The sequence below is a fragment of the Delftia sp. Cs1-4 genome, assembly GCF_000214395.1.
Taxonomy (GTDB): domain Bacteria; phylum Pseudomonadota; class Gammaproteobacteria; order Burkholderiales; family Burkholderiaceae_C; genus Comamonas; species Comamonas acidovorans.
In genome coordinates, this window is sequence record NC_015563.1 from 821,550 (window position 1) to 839,110 (window position 17,561).

The following is a 17,561-nucleotide window of genomic DNA, read 5'->3' on the forward strand; positions in this document are numbered from 1 at the left end:
ATGACAGTGATCCAAGAGAGCCCGCGCGCTCCCGTCTCATCGGCCAGGGCCAACCTGAAAATGCTGGTGCGCTACAAGGCCTGGGCCAACGGCCTGACCTTCAAGAGCGTGATGGAGCTGCCCGAAGGCGAGGCTCTGAAGCAGCGGCCCACGAGCTTCGGCAACATGGTGCGCACGCTGAACCACGTCCTTGTGGTGGAGGACATCTTCAGGCACCACCTGCAGGGCCGCAAACATGGCTACACCATGCGCAACACCGACCACACGCCCACGCTGCAGGCGCTGTGGGAATCCGTGCAGGCAATGGACCGCTGGTATGTGGAGTTCGTCGATGCGTGCCCGGACGAGGAACTGGCGAAGGTCGTGCACTTCGAGTTCGTGGGCGGCGGGCAGGGCGCCATGACGCGCGAGCAGATCGTGCTGCACGTGGTGAACCACGGCAGCTACCACCGTGGCTTTGTCAGCGACATGATGTACCAGGTGCCCTTCGTGCCGCCGGCCAACGACCTGCCTGTGTTCCTCAGGGACTGCTACCGCGTGGACGAGCCGGCCTGCGGTTGAGGCAGGGCCAGGGCCTGCTGCGCCAGGGCGCCCTGGAGCACGGGCAGCTCAGGTGGCGTGTTGCCGGGCAGGGCCCATCCCTGGCGCAGCGCACCGGCAAAACCGTCGGCCACGCGCGAGTAGGCGCGGCCGCTGGTCATCACCCGGGGCCGCGCCGACCAGGCGATGCGGGCGCCGCCGGCCGCCAGGCGGTCCACCAGGTCCTGGTCCTCGCCGCAGGTGCGTGCGTCGAACCCGCCGGCCTGGCGGTAGTGCCAAGCTGAGATGCCCAGGTTGGCGCCGTGCACGTGGCGATGGCCGTCGCGGTCCGTGTAGGTGGTCTCGAAGTGCCGCCGCGCCGTGTCCGCCTGGACGCCGTGGGCCGACCAGTCGGCCACTTGCACCGTGCCGCAGACCACGTCGGACTGAAGCGCCAGCTGGTCGGCCAGCCAACTCTGGGAGACCGTGGTGTCGGCATCCGTGAAGGCCAGCCAGCGGGCGCCCAGCAGCAGCAGGTACTCCGACCCCAGGGCCCGCGCCTTGCCCACGTTGCGCGCGGCAATCGGCAACGGGATGGCGGGCCAGCGGCGCACGGCCGATTCGGTGGCGTCCTGGCAGCTGTCCAGCACCACGACGACGGCCACGGTCTCGCCCTGCAGGTCGGCATGGGCGGCCGCGCAAAACACGCTGTCCAGGCAGCGGCCTATGAGGTCTTCCTCGTCATGGGCTGGGATGCACACGCCGATCATCTGTCCGTCCTTTCAGGGGTTTTCTGCCAGATGTCCAGCTGGAAATCCGGCTCGCTGTGGCTCAGCAGCAAGTGCAGCTGCGCATGGGCCGACACGCTGTCATGCAGGGTGCGAGTGGTCTGCAGGTGATCGTGCGCCCCATGCCGCCAGTGGCACATAAGCCAGTGGCCGCCGCCCTGCAGCGAGGCCAGGCACTGGCGGTTGAAATGCGCCAGTGCCGCGTCGTCGAAGTAGTAGGCGAGCTCCGAGACCACGATGAGATCGAAGCCTTGCTGCGGCATCTGTGGCACCTGTGGCCATTGCCAGGGCAGGGGCAGAGCCTGCAGGTCCAGGCGTGCGCGGTCCTGCGGTGCAATCCGCTGGCGGCACAGATCCACGGCCCTGTCCGAGAAATCGACGGCGCACAGCCGGTCGCAGCGCTGCAGCAGGCGCTGCGTGGCCTCGCCATTGCCGCAGCCAGGCTCGAAGCCGTGGGCATAGCGCTCGCGCGGCAGGGCGGCCAGCAGCAGGTCGCGCTTGCGCCGCTCGTACCAGCGCGATGCGACCTGCCAGGGGTCGGGGTCGGCCTGGTACATCTGCTCGAAGTGCTGCCTGGCGCCGTTCATAGAAACACCACTTCAAACGGACGCAGCAGGCGCTGCGTGGCCCAGGACGGCAGGACGGCGTCGCGGCCCGTGGACGGGTCTGGCAGCAGCTGGCTGCGAAAGCACGACAGGGCCTTGCGCTTGAGCGCCAGCTCCTGCGGTGCCAGCGCAATGGCGGCGGCGCGGTGCCAGGGCACGCGTGCGTCGCCAGGCTCGGCCCAGTGCCAGGCCCAGATCGGCAGCTCGAAGAGCCGGCAGCCCGTGTGCCGGGCCGCCGCGGCGCAGGCCTGGCCGGTGGCCTCGTGGTCCGGGTGACCGTCTTCGCGCCAGGTGCACAGCAGCGCGTCCGAGGGCTGCAGCAACTGCTCCAGCCGCTGCAGCAACTGCGCTGCATGCTCGGCGATATGGCCGTCGGGCAAGCCCAGCCGCAGCACCTGCGCCTGCGGCGCAAGCAGGGCCAGGGCCTGGGTGCTCTCCTGCACGCGCTCGCGCACCAGACGCTGCGGCGGCCACAGCGTCGAGTCGGGGTGGCTGGCTCCGCCATCGGTCACGGAGACGATGAGGCAGGCCATGCCCCGCTCGGCACAGCGGTGCAGCAGGCCGGCGCAGCCCAGGATTTCGTCATCGGGGTGCGGCGCGACGATGACGGCGCGGCGCCGGCCCTCCAGGAGGTCGTCCATGGATACCTGCGCTGGCCGGCGTTGCGCAAACCAGGCCTGCCAGCGCGATTCGGGCGTGCCCCGGCCCTCGATGAGGCGCGGCTTCACAGCATCCATGCCGCGCCTCCCGGTGCCTGCGAGGCCTGTGCCTTCTCGGCCAGCAGGCGGCCCAGCGCCGCCTGGTCGCGCTCGGCATGGCTTTGGCGGATGAAGACGGGCAGGTCGGCCATCAGCTGCGCCAGGCCCCTGTTCTTGCACAGCGGGCCGGGACCGATGGCGCGCGGCACGCGCCGCAGCACCTCTTCGGCGGCGGCTTCCACGGCCAGGCGGGCGCGGCTCACGGCCAGCAGGCAGGGGTCCGAGGGCGTGGCATCGATGCAGGCCGCAGCGTCGCGCAGCAGGCCGGCCGCGCTGGCCAGGGCCACGTCCAGCGCGCCCAGGTGGGCCTGGCGGTGCGGGTCCTCTCCTTGACTGACGGCCTGCTGCAGATGGCTGGCGATGCGCGCTGCCGCGCCATGCCAGCAGGCCGCAACGCCGGCGCCGCCATGGTGAAAGCCGGGGCGGCTCAGGTACTGGCCCGGGGCCCCGACCAGCACGCCGGTGGCGCCGTCGAAATGCACATCGGCGCTGGCGCTGGCGGCCATGCCCACGGCCTGCCAGTGGCTGTCGTCCCTGCGGATGCCGGGCTGGTCCATGGTGACCGCGATCAGGCAGCGCTGGCCGTCTGCCAGCCAGCCGCTGACCAGGGCACGGTCCACGGCACGGGCGCCGGAGCACCAGGGCTTGTGGCCGGACAGGCGAACCGCCGAGCCTGCCTGCAGGGTCGTGCGTTGCGTGGCGTCGGGAGATGCCGCCGTGGCCTGCACGCGCTCGCCCGGCGGCTCGGCGCACCAGACGGCCCAGCGCAGTCCTTCGGTGGCCAGGTCGGCCTGCAGTTCGGACAGGATGGCCAGGGCATCGGTATGGCCTTCATAGAGCTTGGCCAGGCCCAGGCTGTGGGCAGCCACTTCGGCCAGTGTTCGCCAGCGCTGCAGCGTGTGGCCATGGCCCGGCAGCGGCAGGCGGTCGGCGCCCTGCGCTACCAGCAGGGCCAATTGGTCCGCCGGCGACAGGTCCCCATGGCCGCGCAAGGCCTGGGCCAGCGTGTCGCTGCATGTCCACGCATTGGCGTGCTCGTCGTTGTGCTGGGCCATCACCGCTCACCTTCCTTTTTCGTGCCTTGCGCAGCCTGGAAATGGGGGGGAGGCGCCAGGCGATGCCATCGTGCCGGGAGGATGAACGCGGCGCCGCAGGAGCAGGAAGGCATTACCTGTCGGAGATCACCGACCGGCAGGCGTCCCGTTCCACACCGTCGGCAGGGCAGGCGGCCAGTTCCAGGCGCAGCGGCGCCTGCTCCTGCCTGATCGAGGGAACGGGGATGCCGAAGCCTTCCCTTTCCCTGTGCTCCAGCGGCCTGGCCTCTTTCAAGGCAGACAGAAAGGCCTTGCGCCACCAGTGCACGTCCTGCTCGGCAATGCGCTGCAGCAGCCGCTGGTGCCGCTGGCGCCTTTCCTGCAGCGGCATCTGCAGGGCCTGCTGCACCACGGCGGCCGTGCCGTGCACGTCGTAGGGATTGACCAGCAGCGCCTCCTGCAGCTGCTCGGCAGCGCCTGCAAACCGCGACAGCACCAGCACGCCCGGGTCGGCCGGGTCCTGGGCCGCCACGTACTCCTTGGCCACGAGGTTCATGCCATCGCGCAGCGGGGTGACCAGGCCCACAGCCGCCGCGCGGCACAGGCCCGGAATGCCGTCGCGCGGCAGGGTCTGGTGGATGTAGCGCACGGGCATCCAGTCCAGCTCGCCGTAGTCGCCGTTGATGGCGCCGCACAGCGATTCGAGTTCACGCCGTATGTCGGCATACGCGTCCAGGCCCTCGCGCGTGGGCGATCCGATCTGGATCAGCGTGGCGCTGCGGCGCTGCTCGGGATGGCGGGCCAGCAGCTCCCGGAAGGCGCGCAGGCGCTGCGGCAGGCCCTTGGAGTAGTCCAGCCGGTCTATGCCCAGCAGCAGGCGGCGCTGGGCGTATTCGTGCTTCATGCGCTCGTACATGTCCCGCGAGGCGCCGCCCTGTGCAAGCGCCATGAAACCATCCACATCGATGCCTATGGGGAAGGCGCGGCACACCAGGCGCTGGCCATGGGCGCGGAATGCGCCGTCGCCCAGGGCCTGGCCGCCCGCCTCCTCGCAGACATAGCGCTCGAAGTGCTGCACGTCCTGGCGGGTCTGCAGGCCCACCAGGTCATAGGCGAACAGGCAGCGCATCAGCCATGCATGCTCGGGAATGGCCGCCAGCAGGGTCGGTGGCGGCAGCGGGATGTGCAGGAAAAAGCCGATGCGCTGGCGGCAGCCCAGGGCGCGCAGCTCGGCCGCCAGCGGGATCAGGTGGTAGTCATGCACCCAGAGGATGTCGTCCTCCGCCAGCAGGGGCAGCAGCCGGCGCGCAAGCAGCTGGTTCACGCGGCGGTAGCCGGCCGCAAGGCCCGTGTCGAAGTTCGCCAGGTCCAGCCGGCCATGGAAGACGGGCCACAGCACGCCATTGCTGTAGCCCGCGTAGTAGCTGTCGTGGTCTGCACGGTCCAGGTCCACCGTGGCCAGCGTGACCTTGCCGGCCTGGGAGCGGTGCACATGGCCGGCAGGCGCGGCCTGGGGACCGTCGTCGGTGACGGTCCCGCTCCAGCCGAACCATAGGCCGCCCGTCTGCCGCAGCGCATCGCCCATGGCCACGGCAAGGCCCCCGGCTGCGGTCCTGCCCGGATCGGCCACGCGGTTGGAGATCACCACCAGCCGGCTCATGGCAGGGCCTCCGCGCAGGTCTGTGCCGCCAGGTGCATGCATGCGGACTGCAGCCAGGCGTGCACGGCCTGCGGGCTGTCCAGCCGGTGGCGGGCCCCGCTTGCGCCTTCGCCCACCTTGATCGCTATCCCGCCGTGCGCCTGCACCGCGGCAAAGCCGCTTTCATCGGTGACATCGTCGCCCACGAAGACGGGGACGCGGCCAGCGAACGGGCTTTCGCGCAGGAAGGCCGCAATGGCGCTGCCCTTGCCGGTGCCCATGCCGGAGCCCATTGCCGCAGGCCTGACCTCCAGCACGCACTTGCCCTGCAGCAGCTCCAGCTGCGGCCAGCGCTGCAAGGCGCGGGTCAATGTATCCAGGCACAGCGCCGCCAGCTGTGGCGCGCGCCGGTAGTGCAGCGCGATGGACGAGGGCTTGCGCTCCACCAGCAAGGCCGGATGTTCCTGCGCCAGCGCATGGCACAGCTGCAGCACAGGCGCGGGCATGGCGCATGCCCGGCCGTGCAGCCGGCCGCTGCAGTCCCGCCGGCGCAGGCCGTGCTCGCCGGCGGCGGGCAGGCACAGCGGCGCCAGGTAGCGGTCCAGCACCTCGATCTGACGGCCTGTGACGATGGCCAGCGCGCCATCGAGCCGGCCCTGCAGGCCGGCCAGCAGCGGGAGCAGGGCGGGATCCGGCCGGATGGCGTCCGGTGTCTCGGCCAGGGGCACGAGCGTGCCATCGAAGTCGAGGAACAGCGCGGATCTGCAGGTGGGGAGCGGAGGTGTTTCCATGGAGAGACCAAGGTATCGAGTGCCGGGTCCATCGGCCGTCAGCCGAGCGCTTGTGCGGGGATCGGCCATGCGCCGCAGTCTCTCGATGAAAGCGGCCCCGTCAGCCCATGAGCGCCGGCACCAGGCGCAATATGGCCTCGCCCAGAATGCCCTGCAGGGCTGCGGCCTGCCAGAGCAGGCCCACGTTGTCCAGCGTGGCGCGCGCCCGGGGCTGCAGATGGCCGGACCATGATCGGGCCAGCAAAAAGCCGCCCAGCACCATCATCAGCACGCAGTGAAAGCCCTGGTAGGCCACGATGACGCCCACGGCCGCGCTCCAGCCGTCCGCACGCGGTGAAAGCCCCGCGTCCAGATGGCCTGCCAGCGACAGGCCAAAGGCCCCCACCGCGCACACCAGGGCCCCCAAGGCGCAGGCACGCAGCAGGCGCTGCCTGTGCGGCCCGTCTCCCAAAGGTGAGCGCGTGCAGTGCCGCAGCAGCAGGGCACTGGCGGCCAGCAGCAGCACGTTGGCCATGGCCCGGGAGGGCGCGGGCAGGGCCGCGCCCGGCGGAGGGCAGACCTCCAGCGCCATCGACAGGTGGATGTAGGCATAGGCGAAGGAGGCGAAGACCGTGAAGTCCACGGTGCACAGGATGAGCACGGCCCACCAGGAATGCGATCGCCTGCCGGCCGGCTGCACGGGCAGGAAGACGCCCGTGGCCACCTCGGCCCGGGGGGCCGGCGCAGTGCGGTCCAGCTGCCAGATCCAGGCCAGCATGGCGGCGATGGCGCCCAGGCCGCAGGCAAAGGCCAGCGCCACCCATTCCACGGTCAGCAGCAAAAAGAAGGCGGCCGTGCCCGCTGCGGCCAGCAGCGGCGGCCAGCCGTCGGTGGGCAGGCGCAGCAGTTGCACGGGCCGGGCGCTGCGCGCATCGGTGAGCAGGGTTTCCCGGCCGCCGAAGACGGTGCCGGGCAGCCAGTAGCGGCCTTGCTCCACTTCCTGCGCCAGCGATGGCCGGTCCCACAGCGGCTCGGTGCCGCGCACTTCGGGAATGCTGCGCACGCCGTACTCGCGCGGCGGCAGCCATTCCAGCGTGCCTGCGCGCCAGGGATTGCCATGGTCGCGGTCCGGCCGGCGCACGGCCCGGGCCACGTCGATGAACAGCAGCAGCACGCCCAGCGCAAAGATGAAGGCGCCCACGGTGGACAGCAGGTTCAGCCCGTTCCAGCCCAGCGCGTCCGCGTAGGTGTAGACACGGCGCGGCATGCCCAGCAGGCCTGTCAGGTGCATGGGGAAAAAGGCGATGTTGAAGCCGCCGAACAGCAGGGCGAATATCCAGCGTCCCAGCCGCTCGGACAGCGCCGCGCCGTTGAACACGGGCAGCCAGTAGTACAGGGCCGAGAACACGGGGAACACCATGCCGCCGATCAGCACGTAGTGCAGGTGGGCGACGATGAAGTAGCTGTCATGCGCCTGCCAGTCGAACGGAATCACGGCCACCATCACGCCCGTCAGCCCGCCCAGAACGAAGATGAAGTGAAAGCCCAGCAGGAACAGCGTGGGCGTGTCCATGCGCACGCGGCCCTGCCAGAAGGTGGCAATCCAGGCGAAGACCTGAAGCCCGCTCGGAATGGCCACCACGAAGCTGGCGATGGAAGTCAGCAGCAGCGCCGTCAGTCCCAGGCCGGCCGCGAACATGTGGTGTATCCACAGCAGCAGGCTGACCACGCCCACGCCGGCCAGCGCCCAGACCACGGCGCGCTGGCCCACCAGGGGCGTGCCTGCCATGGCGGGCACCATCATGGACACCATGCCGGCCGCAGGCAGGAAGATGATGTAGACCTCCGGGTGGCCGAAGAACCAGAAGAGATGCTGCCAGAGCACCGGGTCGCCGCCGGACTGCGGATTGAAGAAGGGCCAGTCGAAGGCGCGCTCCAGCTCCAGCAGCGTGGTGGCCGCGATCACGGCCGGGAAGGCGAACACGATCATCAGCGCGCTGACCAGGGTGGCCCAGGCGAACACCGGCATCCGGCCCAGCGTCATGCCCGGTGCGCGCGTGAAGAGGATGCCGACGATCAGCTCGATGGCGCCCGCAATCGCCGAGATCTCGATGAAGCCGATGCCCAGCAGCCAGAAGTCCGCGCCGATGCCGGGCGAGTACTGCTTGTTCGTGAGCGGCGGGTACATGAACCAGCCGCCATCGGGCGACACGCCCCAGAAGATGGTGCAGAAGAACGCCAGGCCGCCGATCGCATAGGCCCAGAAGGCATAGGCGGACAGCCGGGGAAAGGGCAGGTCCCGGGCGCCCAGCATGCCCGGCAGCAGAAAGACTGCAATCGCCTCCACCACGGGCACGGCGAACAGGAACATCATCACCGTGCCGTGCATGGTGAACATCTGGTTGTAGGTGGCAGCGTCCAGCAGGTCGTTGTCGGGCACGGCCAGCTGCACGCGCATCACCAGCGCCAGGATGCCGCCCAGCACGAAGAACAGCAGTGCCGTCACGATGTAGAAGGCGCCGATCTGCGTGTTGTTCACGGCGCTGAAAATGCGCCAGCCGCGCGGGCGTGCCCAGGCACGCTCCAGTGCTTCGCGCTCGCCGGCGGGGCGGGGCAGGGCGCTGGGAAAGCCGTGCGGCGGGGCAGCATCTATTTCAGGGTGCTCAGCCATGCGGCGATGTCTTCCAGTTCGTGGTCGGGCACACGCCCGGCGCCCGAGGGCATGCGCGCCCCGGCCTTGAGCTGCTGCGTATGGGTGATCCAGGAGCGAAGGTTCTGCGGCGTGTTGGGCAGGCTGGCGGCGGCCAGCGACAGGCGGCCGCCCACATGGGTCAGGTCCGGCCCCAGGCCGCGCGAGGCCTCGTCGGCCACGCCGCGCACGCGGTGGCAGAAGCTGCAGCGGTGCTTCTCGAAAGCCTGCAGCCCCGGGTGGTTCATGGCAACGGAGGCGGGCCGCGCCTGCGCGGCGGACCAGCGCTCGAACGCCTGGGGCGCCACCACCAGTACGTCGAGCGCCATGCGCGCATGCTGCTCGCCGCAATACTCGGCGCATTGCCCGCGCCAGCGGCCCTCGGTTGTGGGCTGTACCAGCAGGTGCTGCAGACGGCCCGGCACCATGTCCATTTTTCCGCCCAGTGCCGGCACCCAGAAGCTGTGGATCACATCGCCGCTGGCCAGCGCGAAGTACACGGGCCGGCCCACGGGCAGCCGGACCTCGTTGGCCGTCACGAACTCGGCGCCCGTGCGCGGATCGCTGTAGCGTATGTCCCACCACCACAGGTGTGCCGTCACGGTCACCACCAATGCGTCGGCCGGGGGCATGGGGCGCCAGTCGGGGCGGCGGCTTTCTCCGTAGAAGAACAGGGCTGTCAGCACGGCAACGGGCAGGGCGATGCCGCCACCCACCAGCCACAGGCGCACGCGCACCGGACGCGCGCGGCCCAGCGACAGGGCCAGCAGCAGCATCACGCCCAGCAGCAGCGCCGCCGCGCCCACGGACAGCACGGCACTGAGTTCTCCGAACGAGGCCGCCTGCACGCTGCCCGCATGCAGCGATGACTGGGGGGTGGCGGCCGCCGTGCCGCTCATTGGAGGCTGCCCAGATAGGCCGCCATGTCGCGCGCCTGCGCGGCCGATACGCCCAGCGACGGCATGGTGGTGGAGGGCACCAGTGCCTGCGGGTGCACGATCCAGGCGCTCAGGAGGTCCGGAAGGTTGGGCAGCCGCCCGGCGATATAGCTGCGCCGCCCGAAACCGTCCAGCGGCGTGGCGTCCCGTCCCCGGGCATCGGCCACCCCCGGAATGCTGTGGCAGCTGCCGCAGCGGTACTGGGCCAGCAGGAGCCTGCCGCGCTCGACCGACGCGCTTTCCTGGCCAGCTGCCGCACCGCCGCACGCAAGCCAGAAAGCGGCGCACAGGCTTGCGGCGACTCGCTGGCGCCGGTGCAGGAAGGAGGGGAGCGCCTCGGGCATGGGGAAATTATTCCGCGTCCCCAATCAGGATCTGCTGACATTCGCGCAGCAGGGCGGGTAGGACAATTTCTCATGGCCTCCACCAAGCTGCGCACCGTGGCACTCACGCTTTTGGCCGTTGCCTGCGCGGCAGCGGGGCTGGCTGCCGCCCTGGTGTCCAGCGGCGTCTACAACGTGGCCGCCAATCGCCAGCACCTGAAGCCGGTCTACCAGTTGCTGGACATTGCCATGCGCCAGTCCGTGCGCTACCACGCGCGGGGCCTGGAGCCGCCGCGCGCGGCGGACGAAGCCATGCTGGCGCGCGGTGCGCAGTGCTATCGCCAGCACTGCGTGCAGTGCCACGGCGGCCCCGGCGTGGCCCAGGGGGCGGCGGGCCAGGGCATGCAGCCGCTGCCCGGGCCCCTGATCGACGCCACGCAGCGATGGAACGCCGGCCAGTTGTATTGGCTCACGCGCAACGGGCTGAAGATGACGGGCATGCCTTCCTGGGAATTTCGCCTGTCGGAGGACGATCTCTGGGCGGTGGTCGCCTTCGTGCAGAAGATGCCGCAGCTGTCGCCACCGCAGTTCGCCGCGATGGCGGGGCAGGACTGGGTGGTGGGCTCCGCAGGACACGCGGGCCGGGACGATGCCTTCCAGCCGTGCAGGCCGCCCGTGCAGGCGCTGCGGCCCGGTGATGCCGTGCGCGGGCAGCGGGCCCTGTACCAGTACGCCTGTGTGGGCTGCCACACGGTGGCGGGCCAGGCCCAGGCCAGCCCGCAGGTGGGGCCGCCGCTGGACGGCATGGCGCGCCGCACCCGCATTGCCGGCGTGCTGGACAACACGCCCGACAACATGGTGCGCTGGCTGGTGCAGACCGACGCCGTCAAGCCGGGAACCGCCATGCCCGCCATGGGGGTCGCCGAGCAGGATGCACGGGACATTGCCGCCTACCTGGCCAGCTTGCGCTAGCGCTGGCTCAACGCTCGGCCTTGATGGAGCCGCGGATGTTGGTGATGGCCAGGCAGGCCTGCAGCGTCACCAGTGCCCAGGCGCCGGAGGACCATCCCCACAGCGCCCACAGCACATTGCTGAGCATCAGGATCCAGAAGCCCACATTGCGCCGCCCGGCGGAACGCGAGCCCACCCACCATGCGCCGATGAGGGAGGCCGCAAAGGCAGGCCACTGGAGCCAATCGGGAATGTCTGGCATGGGTTCTACCTGGATGGAGTGCAGTCAGGCCGCCTCAGTTGCCGGGCCGTGCCGGGTCGTCCTCGTCGATGGAGTGGCATTCCTTGCAGGCTCCGCTTTCGCGCGCGCGGGCGGCCAGGTTGACGTAGAAGGCCGCCACTTGCTGCAGCTGCTCCTCGTCCAGCCCCTCGATGCCGATCATGCGGTTGCTGGCAATCTTGTTGGCTGCCAGCAGTTCGTTGAGCTTCAGGTGCAGGGCCACGCTGTCCTTGTTCTGGCTTTGCTGGATGAGGAACACCATCAGAAAGGTCACGATGGTCGTGCCCGTGTTGATGACCAGCTGCCAGTTCTCCGAGAAGTGGAACATCGGCCCCGCCACGGCCCATACGGCCACGCAGATCAGGGCCACGCAAAACGCCATGGGCGTGCCGGCCCAGCGCGTCACCTTGCTGGCGAAATGATCGAAGGTCGACAGCAGGCGCGAGTGGTCGGCATACGAGGCACTGCTGGTCTCGGGCATGGAGCCCAGGGCGTCTCCCGGTGTGCGGCGGCTTGGTGTGGAACTTGTGCTTTGCATGGGGGAAAACCGTCCGGAAAAATCGATCAAGGCTGCTTGCGCACCATCTTCTTGCGCCGCTCGGCATCCAGTCCCGGCGTCTGCCGCATGTCGGTATCCACCTGGCCGGAAACAATGTCGTCATGGGCCTGGCGCATCACCGGATCGGGCGCATCGCTGGTGGCGTCCAGGCTCTGGTCGCGCTCGTGCGGAAGGCGCAGGCCTTGTTCGGATGCGTCGGCTGCATCGGATTCACCGGGCGCATGGGGCGCCTTGCCCACCTGGCCGGGCAGCTTGGTCTGGCCATCGCCCGACGGTTTCGCCTGTGTGGGTGCAGAGGACTTGGATGCGGATGGGGTCTTGTCTTTCATGGCGTCTTCCTTTCGTTCGCGGGCCTGCGCAGGCGGCGCTTGGGCCATGGTCTCTTCGCCCGTGCGCAGCCGCCGTGGGACCACGCCGAAAGCGCAGGAACGAAAAGATGCCTCGCGCATGAACGCCGTTCTCAGGCACGTCGTTTGCCCTGTGGGAGACGCCGCACGCCGGCGGGCGCCCATGGCCCGCTGCCTGGGCCTTGCGCGCTGCCTAGACTGGAAGTCCGGCCCTGCAGCGATGGGGCCCGGCACCCTAGACAAGGAGCGCGATATGAGCAGCGACAGACAGGAGCCCGGCAAGGGCAAGGTGGAGAACGATCACAACCGCCAGGGCGCGAAGCCGCCCACGCAAAGGAACGAAGGCCAGCGAACGCCCGAAAGCCGCCATGACCGCGAGGCCCATGTCGGCAGCGGCAACCAGGCCCAGACGCGCCAGAACAAGGGCGGCGGCCCAGGCGGTGACCGCGGCGCTGGATGAATTGCCGTTTCCTCGCGACAAGGGCACCCTCGGGTGCCCTTTTTTCATGGCTGCGAGGTTGCATCAACGCCCGTTCTTGCGGTCGCTGGGGCCATTGCGGTCGGACAGGATTTCGGCGGGCGGCCTGAGGCTGCCGCTGTCCGCGCCCTCGGCCTGCCAGGTGCCGCCTTCGCGCTGCGTGTTGCCGCGCGGGTGGCCCATGTCGGTTCCATCGTCGAAGTTCAGCGGGCCGTCCTGCGGCATGTCGTCGAAACGGTGCGCCGAGGCCTCGGCGATGGAATCGGCCACATCCTTTTCCGCGCTCAGGTGCTCGTTGATGTCCTTGCCTTCGGGCAGGTCGGCGCTTGCGTCTTCGCTGCGGTCGATCTGGGGAGTGTCGCTGCCGGTGGCAGCCGTGTTGTTCGGGGTGCGCATGGTGATCTCCAAGGGGGTCCGGCCACCGTGGCCGGGTCATGGACCAAGCCTGCCTGCGCGGGCTTGCAGCGGGGGTGGGCACAGCACTTTCCTGGAGGTAGGAGCGTGCCGATGCGCTCGGATGCAGTCCGATGCGGGAGGGCCGGCAGGCACGCCGATTGCCCTGTGTTTGCCCTGTGCGGCAGTGCGAAAAATGGCCACAGGCCGCTGGCGCGATGTCCGCAAGGGCAGGGCGCTGCGTTCCTACGGCACATGGCCGCAAGCGCGCACGCCGGACGGCCGCCGCGGCCATCAGCATAGGAATCACTTTCAACTGCCAAGGAGCACATTCCATGACGCAATCGAACCCCGCAAACCGTGACCCGCTGTCCGACGCACCCGGCGCGCACCCGGTGGGCACCGGCATAGGCGCAGCAGGCGGCGCCGTCACCGGCGCTGCATTCGGCGCAATGGGTGGCCCCATCGGCGCTGCCGTGGGCGGCGTGGCCGGTGCCGTGGTCGGCGGGCTGGCCGGCAAGGGTGCAGCCGAGGCCGTGAACCCCACGGTTGAAGATGCCTACTGGCGCGATGCCTATCAGAGCGAGCCCTATTACGTGGCTGGCCGCAGCTACGAGGAATACCGTCCCGCCTACGAGCTGGGCTGGAACGCTGCCGCCGCACGCCGCGATGCCGACTTCGATGCCTTCGATGCCGAATGGGAGCGTGAATGGACCACGCGCCGTGGCGCCAGCCATCTGGACTGGGACCAGGCCCGGCCCGCAGCCCGCGCCGCCTGGGCGCGCGCAGGCAGCCGTGATGTCCGTGACGAGACGGGCACCATCGTCGCCCCCGCCTATACGGGCGATATCGACAACGACGATGTGGTGGACGTGCTCAACGACCTGCTTGAATCCTGCCGCGATGGCGAGTACGGCTTCCGCACCTCCTCCGAGAACGCCGACTCGCCCGACCTCAAGGCCCTGTTCATGCGCCATTCCACCGAGTGCGGTGTTGCCGCGCGGGAGCTGGAAGCGGAAATCCGCAGGCTCGGCGGAGAGCCGGCATCGGGCGGCACGGTGGCCGGCGCGCTGCACCGGGGCTGGGTGTCCGTGAAGACGGCCCTGACCTCGCAGGACGACAAGGCGGTGCTGGAGGAATGCGAGCGCGGCGAGGACTCCGCCCTCGCCCAGTACCGCAAGGCGCTCAAGCAACCGCTGCCACCGGCCGTGCGCGTGGTGGTGGAGCGCCAGGCACAGGGTGCCCAGCGCAACCACGATGAAGTGCGCGACCTGCGCGACCGTTACCGCAGCGCAGCCTGACCGCGCATCCCGCGCACCGCGCGGGCCACGGAATCGTCAGCCGCCCACGCCATAGGGTGCAAAGCGGCTGGCGTTCTCATCCACATGCAGCGCCTTTCCCACATAGGGAAAGGCGCGCTGCGTGCACTGGTCGCGTTCGCAGACCTTGCAGCCCATGCCGATGGGCGTGGCCGATTCCGGGTCGCCCAGGTCCAGTCCCTTGGCATAGACCAGGCGCGCGGCATGGCGTATGTCGCAGCCCAGGCCGATGGAGAAGGTCTTGCGCGGCGAACCATAGCCGCGCTGCCCATGCGAGACCGAGCGTGCAATCCACAGGTAGCGCCGTCCATCGGGCATGCTGGCCAGCTGGCGCAGCACCTGGTCGGGCTGGCCGAAGGCCTCGTACACCGTCCACAGCGGGCAGGTGCCGCCCGTGCGGCTGAAATGGAAATGCGTGGCCGACTGGCGCTTGGAGATATTGCCCGCGCGGTCCACGCGCACGAAGAAGAAGGGCACGCCCGGTGCGCCCGGCCGCTGCAACGTGCTCAGGCGGTGGCAGACGGTTTCAAAGCCCACGCCAAAGCGCTGGCCCAGCAGGTCGATGTCGTAGCGCAGCTGCTCGGCCGTCTCCAGGAACAGGTCGTAGGGCAGCAGCAGCGCGCCCGCAAAGTAGTTGGCCAGGCCCACGCGGGCCAGCTTGCATGACGCCGGATCGCCCTGGAAGGCGGCGGTGGCGATCAGCCGGTCCAGCGTGTCGCCCATCTCCAGCAAGGCCAGCTGCGTGCCCAGCTGGAAGGCCTGTTGCGCAGGCTCCAGCGCCGAGGACAGCCACAGCGAGCGCGTGGCCGGGTCGAAGCGGCGCTGGCTTTGCCGGGAGTCTTCCGAGCGATGCACCTGAACACCGTGGCGCTGCTGCAGCCGCCGGACCAGCCAGTCCGCCAGATGGCCCGGGTCCGCACGCGCCTCGCCGGCCAGGGCCTGGGCCGCGCGGTCCACTTCATCGAAATAGTTCTGGTGCGCAAAGAAGAAATCGCGCACGGCCTCGAACGGCATGGTGCGCGCCACCGGCATGTCCGAGCGGTCATCGCCCAGCCTGAGCGACATGCTCTCGATGCGCTCCAGGGCTTCCAGATGGCGGCGGTGCAGCGCCATCACCGCACGCCCCAGGGCGGGCATCTGCGCGGCGACCTCCTGCAGCTCGGGCAGGGCAATGGATTCGGGCGCCTCGGCAAGGGCCTCGCGCAGGCCGGCGACCAGGCGCGCCTCCTCGTCCTCCGAGAACTGCTGGATATCGACGCCCAGCGCACGGTTGAGCTTGAGCAGCACCGACACCGTCAGCGGCCGCTGGTTCTGCTCCAGCTGGTTCAGGTAGCTGGGCGACAGGCCCAGCGCGTGGGCCAGGGCGATCTGGGACAGGCCGTGCTCCGCGCGCAGTTTGCGCAGCTTGACGCCCATGAATGTCTTCTTCATGCCTGTTTCCTCGGGTGGCTGTTATTCGCAGAATTCGCAATATCGTGGGTTTCGTTTCGCAAGAATTCGCCTTTTCAGTCCTATGTCTGAACCGCTATTTTGCGTAGATTGCGAAGCATGACAACACCTACTGGAACCGCCGAGTTGCGCGAACTGGTATTGCCCGCGCTGGCCAACCACCACGGCACGCTGTTCGCAGGCCAGGGCCTGCAGCTCATGGCCAAGGCCGCCTTTCTGGCAGCGCGCAGCCTGGCGCAGCGCGAGGTGGTGATGGCCGCCGTCACCGGCGTGGACTTCCTGGCGCCCGTGCCCGTGGGCCACGAGATCGTCCTGCGCGGCTGGGTCAGCCGCGTGGGGCGCAGCTCCATGACGGTCTGCGTCACCGCATCGGCCCAGGCGCCGGGCATTGCCTGCGAGGACGTGCTCAAGGGCCTGTTCGAGATGGTGGCTGTCGACCACAACGGCCTTCCTGCCGCCATTGCCCATTCCTATCTGAACCAGGAGACCCTTCCATGAGTACCACGATCATCGACGCGCCATCTGCGTCCGCATTCAAGCCCAAGAAGTCCGTGGCCCTGTCGGGCGTGACCGCCGGCAACACGGCGCTGTGCACCGTGGGCCGCTCGGGCAACGACCTGCACTATCGCGGCTACGACATCCTGGACATTGCCGAGGTCTGCGAGTTCGAGGAAATCGCCCATCTGCTGGTGCACGGCAAGCTGCCCACGCGCCCCGAACTGCAGGCCTACAAGACCAAATTGCAGGCGCTGCGCGGCCTGCCGGCCAGCGTCAGGCAGGCGCTGGAGCAACTGCCTGCCGGCGCCCACCCGATGGACGTGATGCGCACCGGCGTCTCGGCCCTGGGCTGCGTGCTGCCCGAAAAGGACGACCACAACCTGGCGGGTGCCCGCGACATTGCCGACCGGCTCATGGCCAGCCTGGGCTCCATGCTGCTGTACTGGTACCACTGGAGCAATTCGGGCCGGCGCATCGAGGTGGAGACCGACGACGACTCCATCGGCGGCCACTTCCTGCACCTGCTGCACGGCCACCGGCCGTCCGAAGGCTGGGTGCGCGCCATGCACACCTCGCTCAACCTCTATGCAGAGCATGAGTTCAACGCCTCCACCTTCACGGCGCGCGTGATCGCGGGCACGGGCAGCGATATGTATTCGTCCATCGCGGGCGCCATCGGCGCGCTGCGCGGGCCCAAGCATGGCGGCGCCAACGAGGTGGCCTTCGAGATCCAGAAGCGCTACGACACGCCCGACGAGGCCGAGGCCGACATCCGCCGCCGCGTCGATGCCAAGGAAGTGGTGATCGGCTTCGGCCACCCGGTCTACACCGTCAGCGACCCGCGCAACGTGGTCATCAAGGGCGTGGCCAAGCGCCTGTCCGACGAGGCCGGAACCACACGCATGTACGACATTGCCGACCGGCTGGAATCGGTGATGTGGGAGGTCAAGAAGATGTTCCCCAACCTGGACTGGTTCAGCGCCGTCAGCTACCACATGATGGGCGTGCCCACGGCCATGTTCACGCCGCTGTTCGTGATCGCGCGCACCAGCGGCTGGGCAGCGCACGTGATCGAGCAGCGCCAGGACAACAAGATCATCCGCCCCAGCGCCAACTACACGGGGCCGGAGGACCAGAAGTTCGTGCCCCTCGATGCGCGCGCCTGAGCCGCCGCTGTCCTGAACCTGGCGGGCGGGCTGCAGGCCCGCCCGCATTGCATCCGCC

The 17,561-nt window shown here is 69.4% G+C and carries 20 protein-coding genes; 6 read left to right on the forward strand and 14 right to left on the reverse strand.

All coding sequences use genetic code 11. The annotated features are described in order from the left end of the window. The gene (locus tag DELCS14_RS03610) at positions 1-561 is read left to right on the forward strand and encodes a DinB family protein (RefSeq protein WP_013800477.1); all 561 of its coding nucleotides are present in this window, start codon (positions 1-3) and stop codon (positions 559-561) included. Here the strand turns inward: DELCS14_RS03610 and DELCS14_RS03615 are convergent. From DELCS14_RS03615 to DELCS14_RS03655, 9 genes are all read right to left on the reverse strand, one after another. Continuing rightward, positions 531-1,289, reverse strand: coding sequence for a glycosyltransferase family 2 protein (locus DELCS14_RS03615; RefSeq protein WP_013800478.1), 759 nt, complete (start codon positions 1,287-1,289; stop codon positions 531-533). The two genes, DELCS14_RS03610 and DELCS14_RS03615, sit on opposite strands and share 31 nt — an antisense overlap. Further along, complete coding sequence (locus DELCS14_RS03620; RefSeq protein WP_013800479.1) at positions 1,286-1,894, reverse strand: class I SAM-dependent methyltransferase; 609 nt, start codon at positions 1,892-1,894, stop codon at positions 1,286-1,288. The genes DELCS14_RS03615 and DELCS14_RS03620 overlap by 4 nt, the downstream gene beginning before the upstream one ends. Next, positions 1,891-2,649 carry a PIG-L family deacetylase gene (locus DELCS14_RS03625; RefSeq protein ID WP_013800480.1) on the reverse strand — a complete coding sequence of 253 codons (759 nt, stop codon included), beginning with the start codon at positions 2,647-2,649 and terminating at the stop codon, positions 1,891-1,893. Before DELCS14_RS03625 ends, DELCS14_RS03620 begins: the two co-directional genes overlap by 4 nt. Continuing rightward, entirely contained in the window at positions 2,637-3,725 is a 1,089-nt protein-coding gene (locus DELCS14_RS03630) for an acyl-CoA dehydrogenase family protein (protein ID WP_013800481.1), read from the reverse strand. Before DELCS14_RS03630 ends, DELCS14_RS03625 begins: the two co-directional genes overlap by 13 nt. A 112-nt stretch (positions 3,726-3,837) precedes the next feature. Then, positions 3,838-5,364 (reverse strand): trehalose-6-phosphate synthase, encoded by a 1,527-nt coding sequence (locus DELCS14_RS03635; protein WP_013800482.1) that lies wholly within the window; start codon positions 5,362-5,364, stop codon positions 3,838-3,840. Then, positions 5,361-6,134: a trehalose-phosphatase gene (otsB, locus tag DELCS14_RS03640; RefSeq protein WP_013800483.1), complete on the reverse strand. Its 774-nt coding sequence runs from the start codon at positions 6,132-6,134 to the stop codon at positions 5,361-5,363. The genes DELCS14_RS03635 and otsB overlap by 4 nt, the downstream gene beginning before the upstream one ends. A gap of 100 nt (positions 6,135-6,234) precedes the next feature. After that, positions 6,235-8,784 (reverse strand): cbb3-type cytochrome c oxidase subunit I, encoded by a 2,550-nt coding sequence (locus tag DELCS14_RS03645; RefSeq protein ID WP_013800484.1) that lies wholly within the window; start codon positions 8,782-8,784, stop codon positions 6,235-6,237. Next, the gene (locus tag DELCS14_RS03650) at positions 8,763-9,701 is read right to left on the reverse strand and encodes a c-type cytochrome (protein WP_013800485.1); all 939 of its coding nucleotides are present in this window, start codon (positions 9,699-9,701) and stop codon (positions 8,763-8,765) included. The genes DELCS14_RS03645 and DELCS14_RS03650 overlap by 22 nt, the downstream gene beginning before the upstream one ends. Beyond that, on the reverse strand, positions 9,698-10,084 hold the full coding sequence (locus DELCS14_RS03655; protein ID WP_013800486.1) for a c-type cytochrome: 387 nt from the start codon (positions 10,082-10,084) through the stop codon (positions 9,698-9,700). Before DELCS14_RS03655 ends, DELCS14_RS03650 begins: the two co-directional genes overlap by 4 nt. A 72-nt stretch (positions 10,085-10,156) precedes the next feature. Here DELCS14_RS03655 and DELCS14_RS03660 point away from each other — a divergent pair, with 72 nt between their 5' ends. After that, positions 10,157-11,035, forward strand: coding sequence for a c-type cytochrome (locus tag DELCS14_RS03660; protein ID WP_013800487.1), 879 nt, complete (start codon positions 10,157-10,159; stop codon positions 11,033-11,035). A gap of 7 nt (positions 11,036-11,042) precedes the next feature. Here the strand turns inward: DELCS14_RS03660 and DELCS14_RS03665 are convergent, their stop codons facing one another. The 3 genes from DELCS14_RS03665 to DELCS14_RS03675 are packed head-to-tail and all read right to left on the reverse strand — an operon-like array spanning position 11,043 to position 12,182. Further along, a complete protein-coding gene (locus DELCS14_RS03665) occupies positions 11,043-11,276 on the reverse strand; it encodes a hypothetical protein (protein WP_013800488.1) in 234 nt (77 codons plus the stop codon). A 34-nt stretch (positions 11,277-11,310) separates the two neighbouring features. Next, positions 11,311-11,832 carry a low affinity iron permease family protein gene (locus DELCS14_RS03670; protein ID WP_013800489.1) on the reverse strand — a complete coding sequence of 174 codons (522 nt, stop codon included), beginning with the start codon at positions 11,830-11,832 and terminating at the stop codon, positions 11,311-11,313. 26 nt (positions 11,833-11,858) lie between these two features. Then, on the reverse strand, positions 11,859-12,182 hold the full coding sequence (locus DELCS14_RS03675; protein WP_013800490.1) for a hypothetical protein: 324 nt from the start codon (positions 12,180-12,182) through the stop codon (positions 11,859-11,861). Between the two features lie 271 nt (positions 12,183-12,453). Between DELCS14_RS03675 and DELCS14_RS03680 the strand changes: the two genes are divergently transcribed. After that, a complete protein-coding gene (locus DELCS14_RS03680) occupies positions 12,454-12,660 on the forward strand; it encodes a hypothetical protein (RefSeq protein ID WP_013800491.1) in 207 nt (68 codons plus the stop codon). Between the two features lie 63 nt (positions 12,661-12,723). Here the strand turns inward: DELCS14_RS03680 and DELCS14_RS03685 are convergent, their stop codons facing one another. Beyond that, a complete protein-coding gene (locus tag DELCS14_RS03685; protein WP_013800492.1) occupies positions 12,724-13,074 on the reverse strand; it encodes a hypothetical protein in 351 nt (116 codons plus the stop codon). A gap of 332 nt (positions 13,075-13,406) precedes the next feature. Between DELCS14_RS03685 and DELCS14_RS03690 the strand changes: the two genes are divergently transcribed. Then, entirely contained in the window at positions 13,407-14,372 is a 966-nt protein-coding gene (locus DELCS14_RS03690; RefSeq protein WP_012207662.1) for a PA2169 family four-helix-bundle protein, read from the forward strand. Positions 14,373-14,408: 36 nt separating this feature from the next. Here DELCS14_RS03690 and DELCS14_RS03695 read toward each other — a convergent pair whose 3' ends face one another. Continuing rightward, complete coding sequence (locus DELCS14_RS03695) at positions 14,409-15,821, reverse strand: short-chain fatty acyl-CoA regulator family protein (RefSeq protein WP_013800493.1); 1,413 nt, start codon at positions 15,819-15,821, stop codon at positions 14,409-14,411. Positions 15,822-15,938: 117 nt separating this feature from the next. Here DELCS14_RS03695 and DELCS14_RS03700 point away from each other — a divergent pair, with 117 nt between their 5' ends. Together DELCS14_RS03700 and prpC are read left to right on the forward strand one after the other, a co-directional pair. Further along, positions 15,939-16,337 (forward strand): acyl-CoA thioesterase, encoded by a 399-nt coding sequence (locus DELCS14_RS03700; RefSeq protein ID WP_013800494.1) that lies wholly within the window; start codon positions 15,939-15,941, stop codon positions 16,335-16,337. Next, positions 16,334-17,503 (forward strand): 2-methylcitrate synthase, encoded by a 1,170-nt coding sequence (prpC, locus tag DELCS14_RS03705; protein WP_013800495.1) that lies wholly within the window; start codon positions 16,334-16,336, stop codon positions 17,501-17,503. Before DELCS14_RS03700 ends, prpC begins: the two co-directional genes overlap by 4 nt. Positions 17,504-17,561 lie beyond the last annotated feature (58 nt).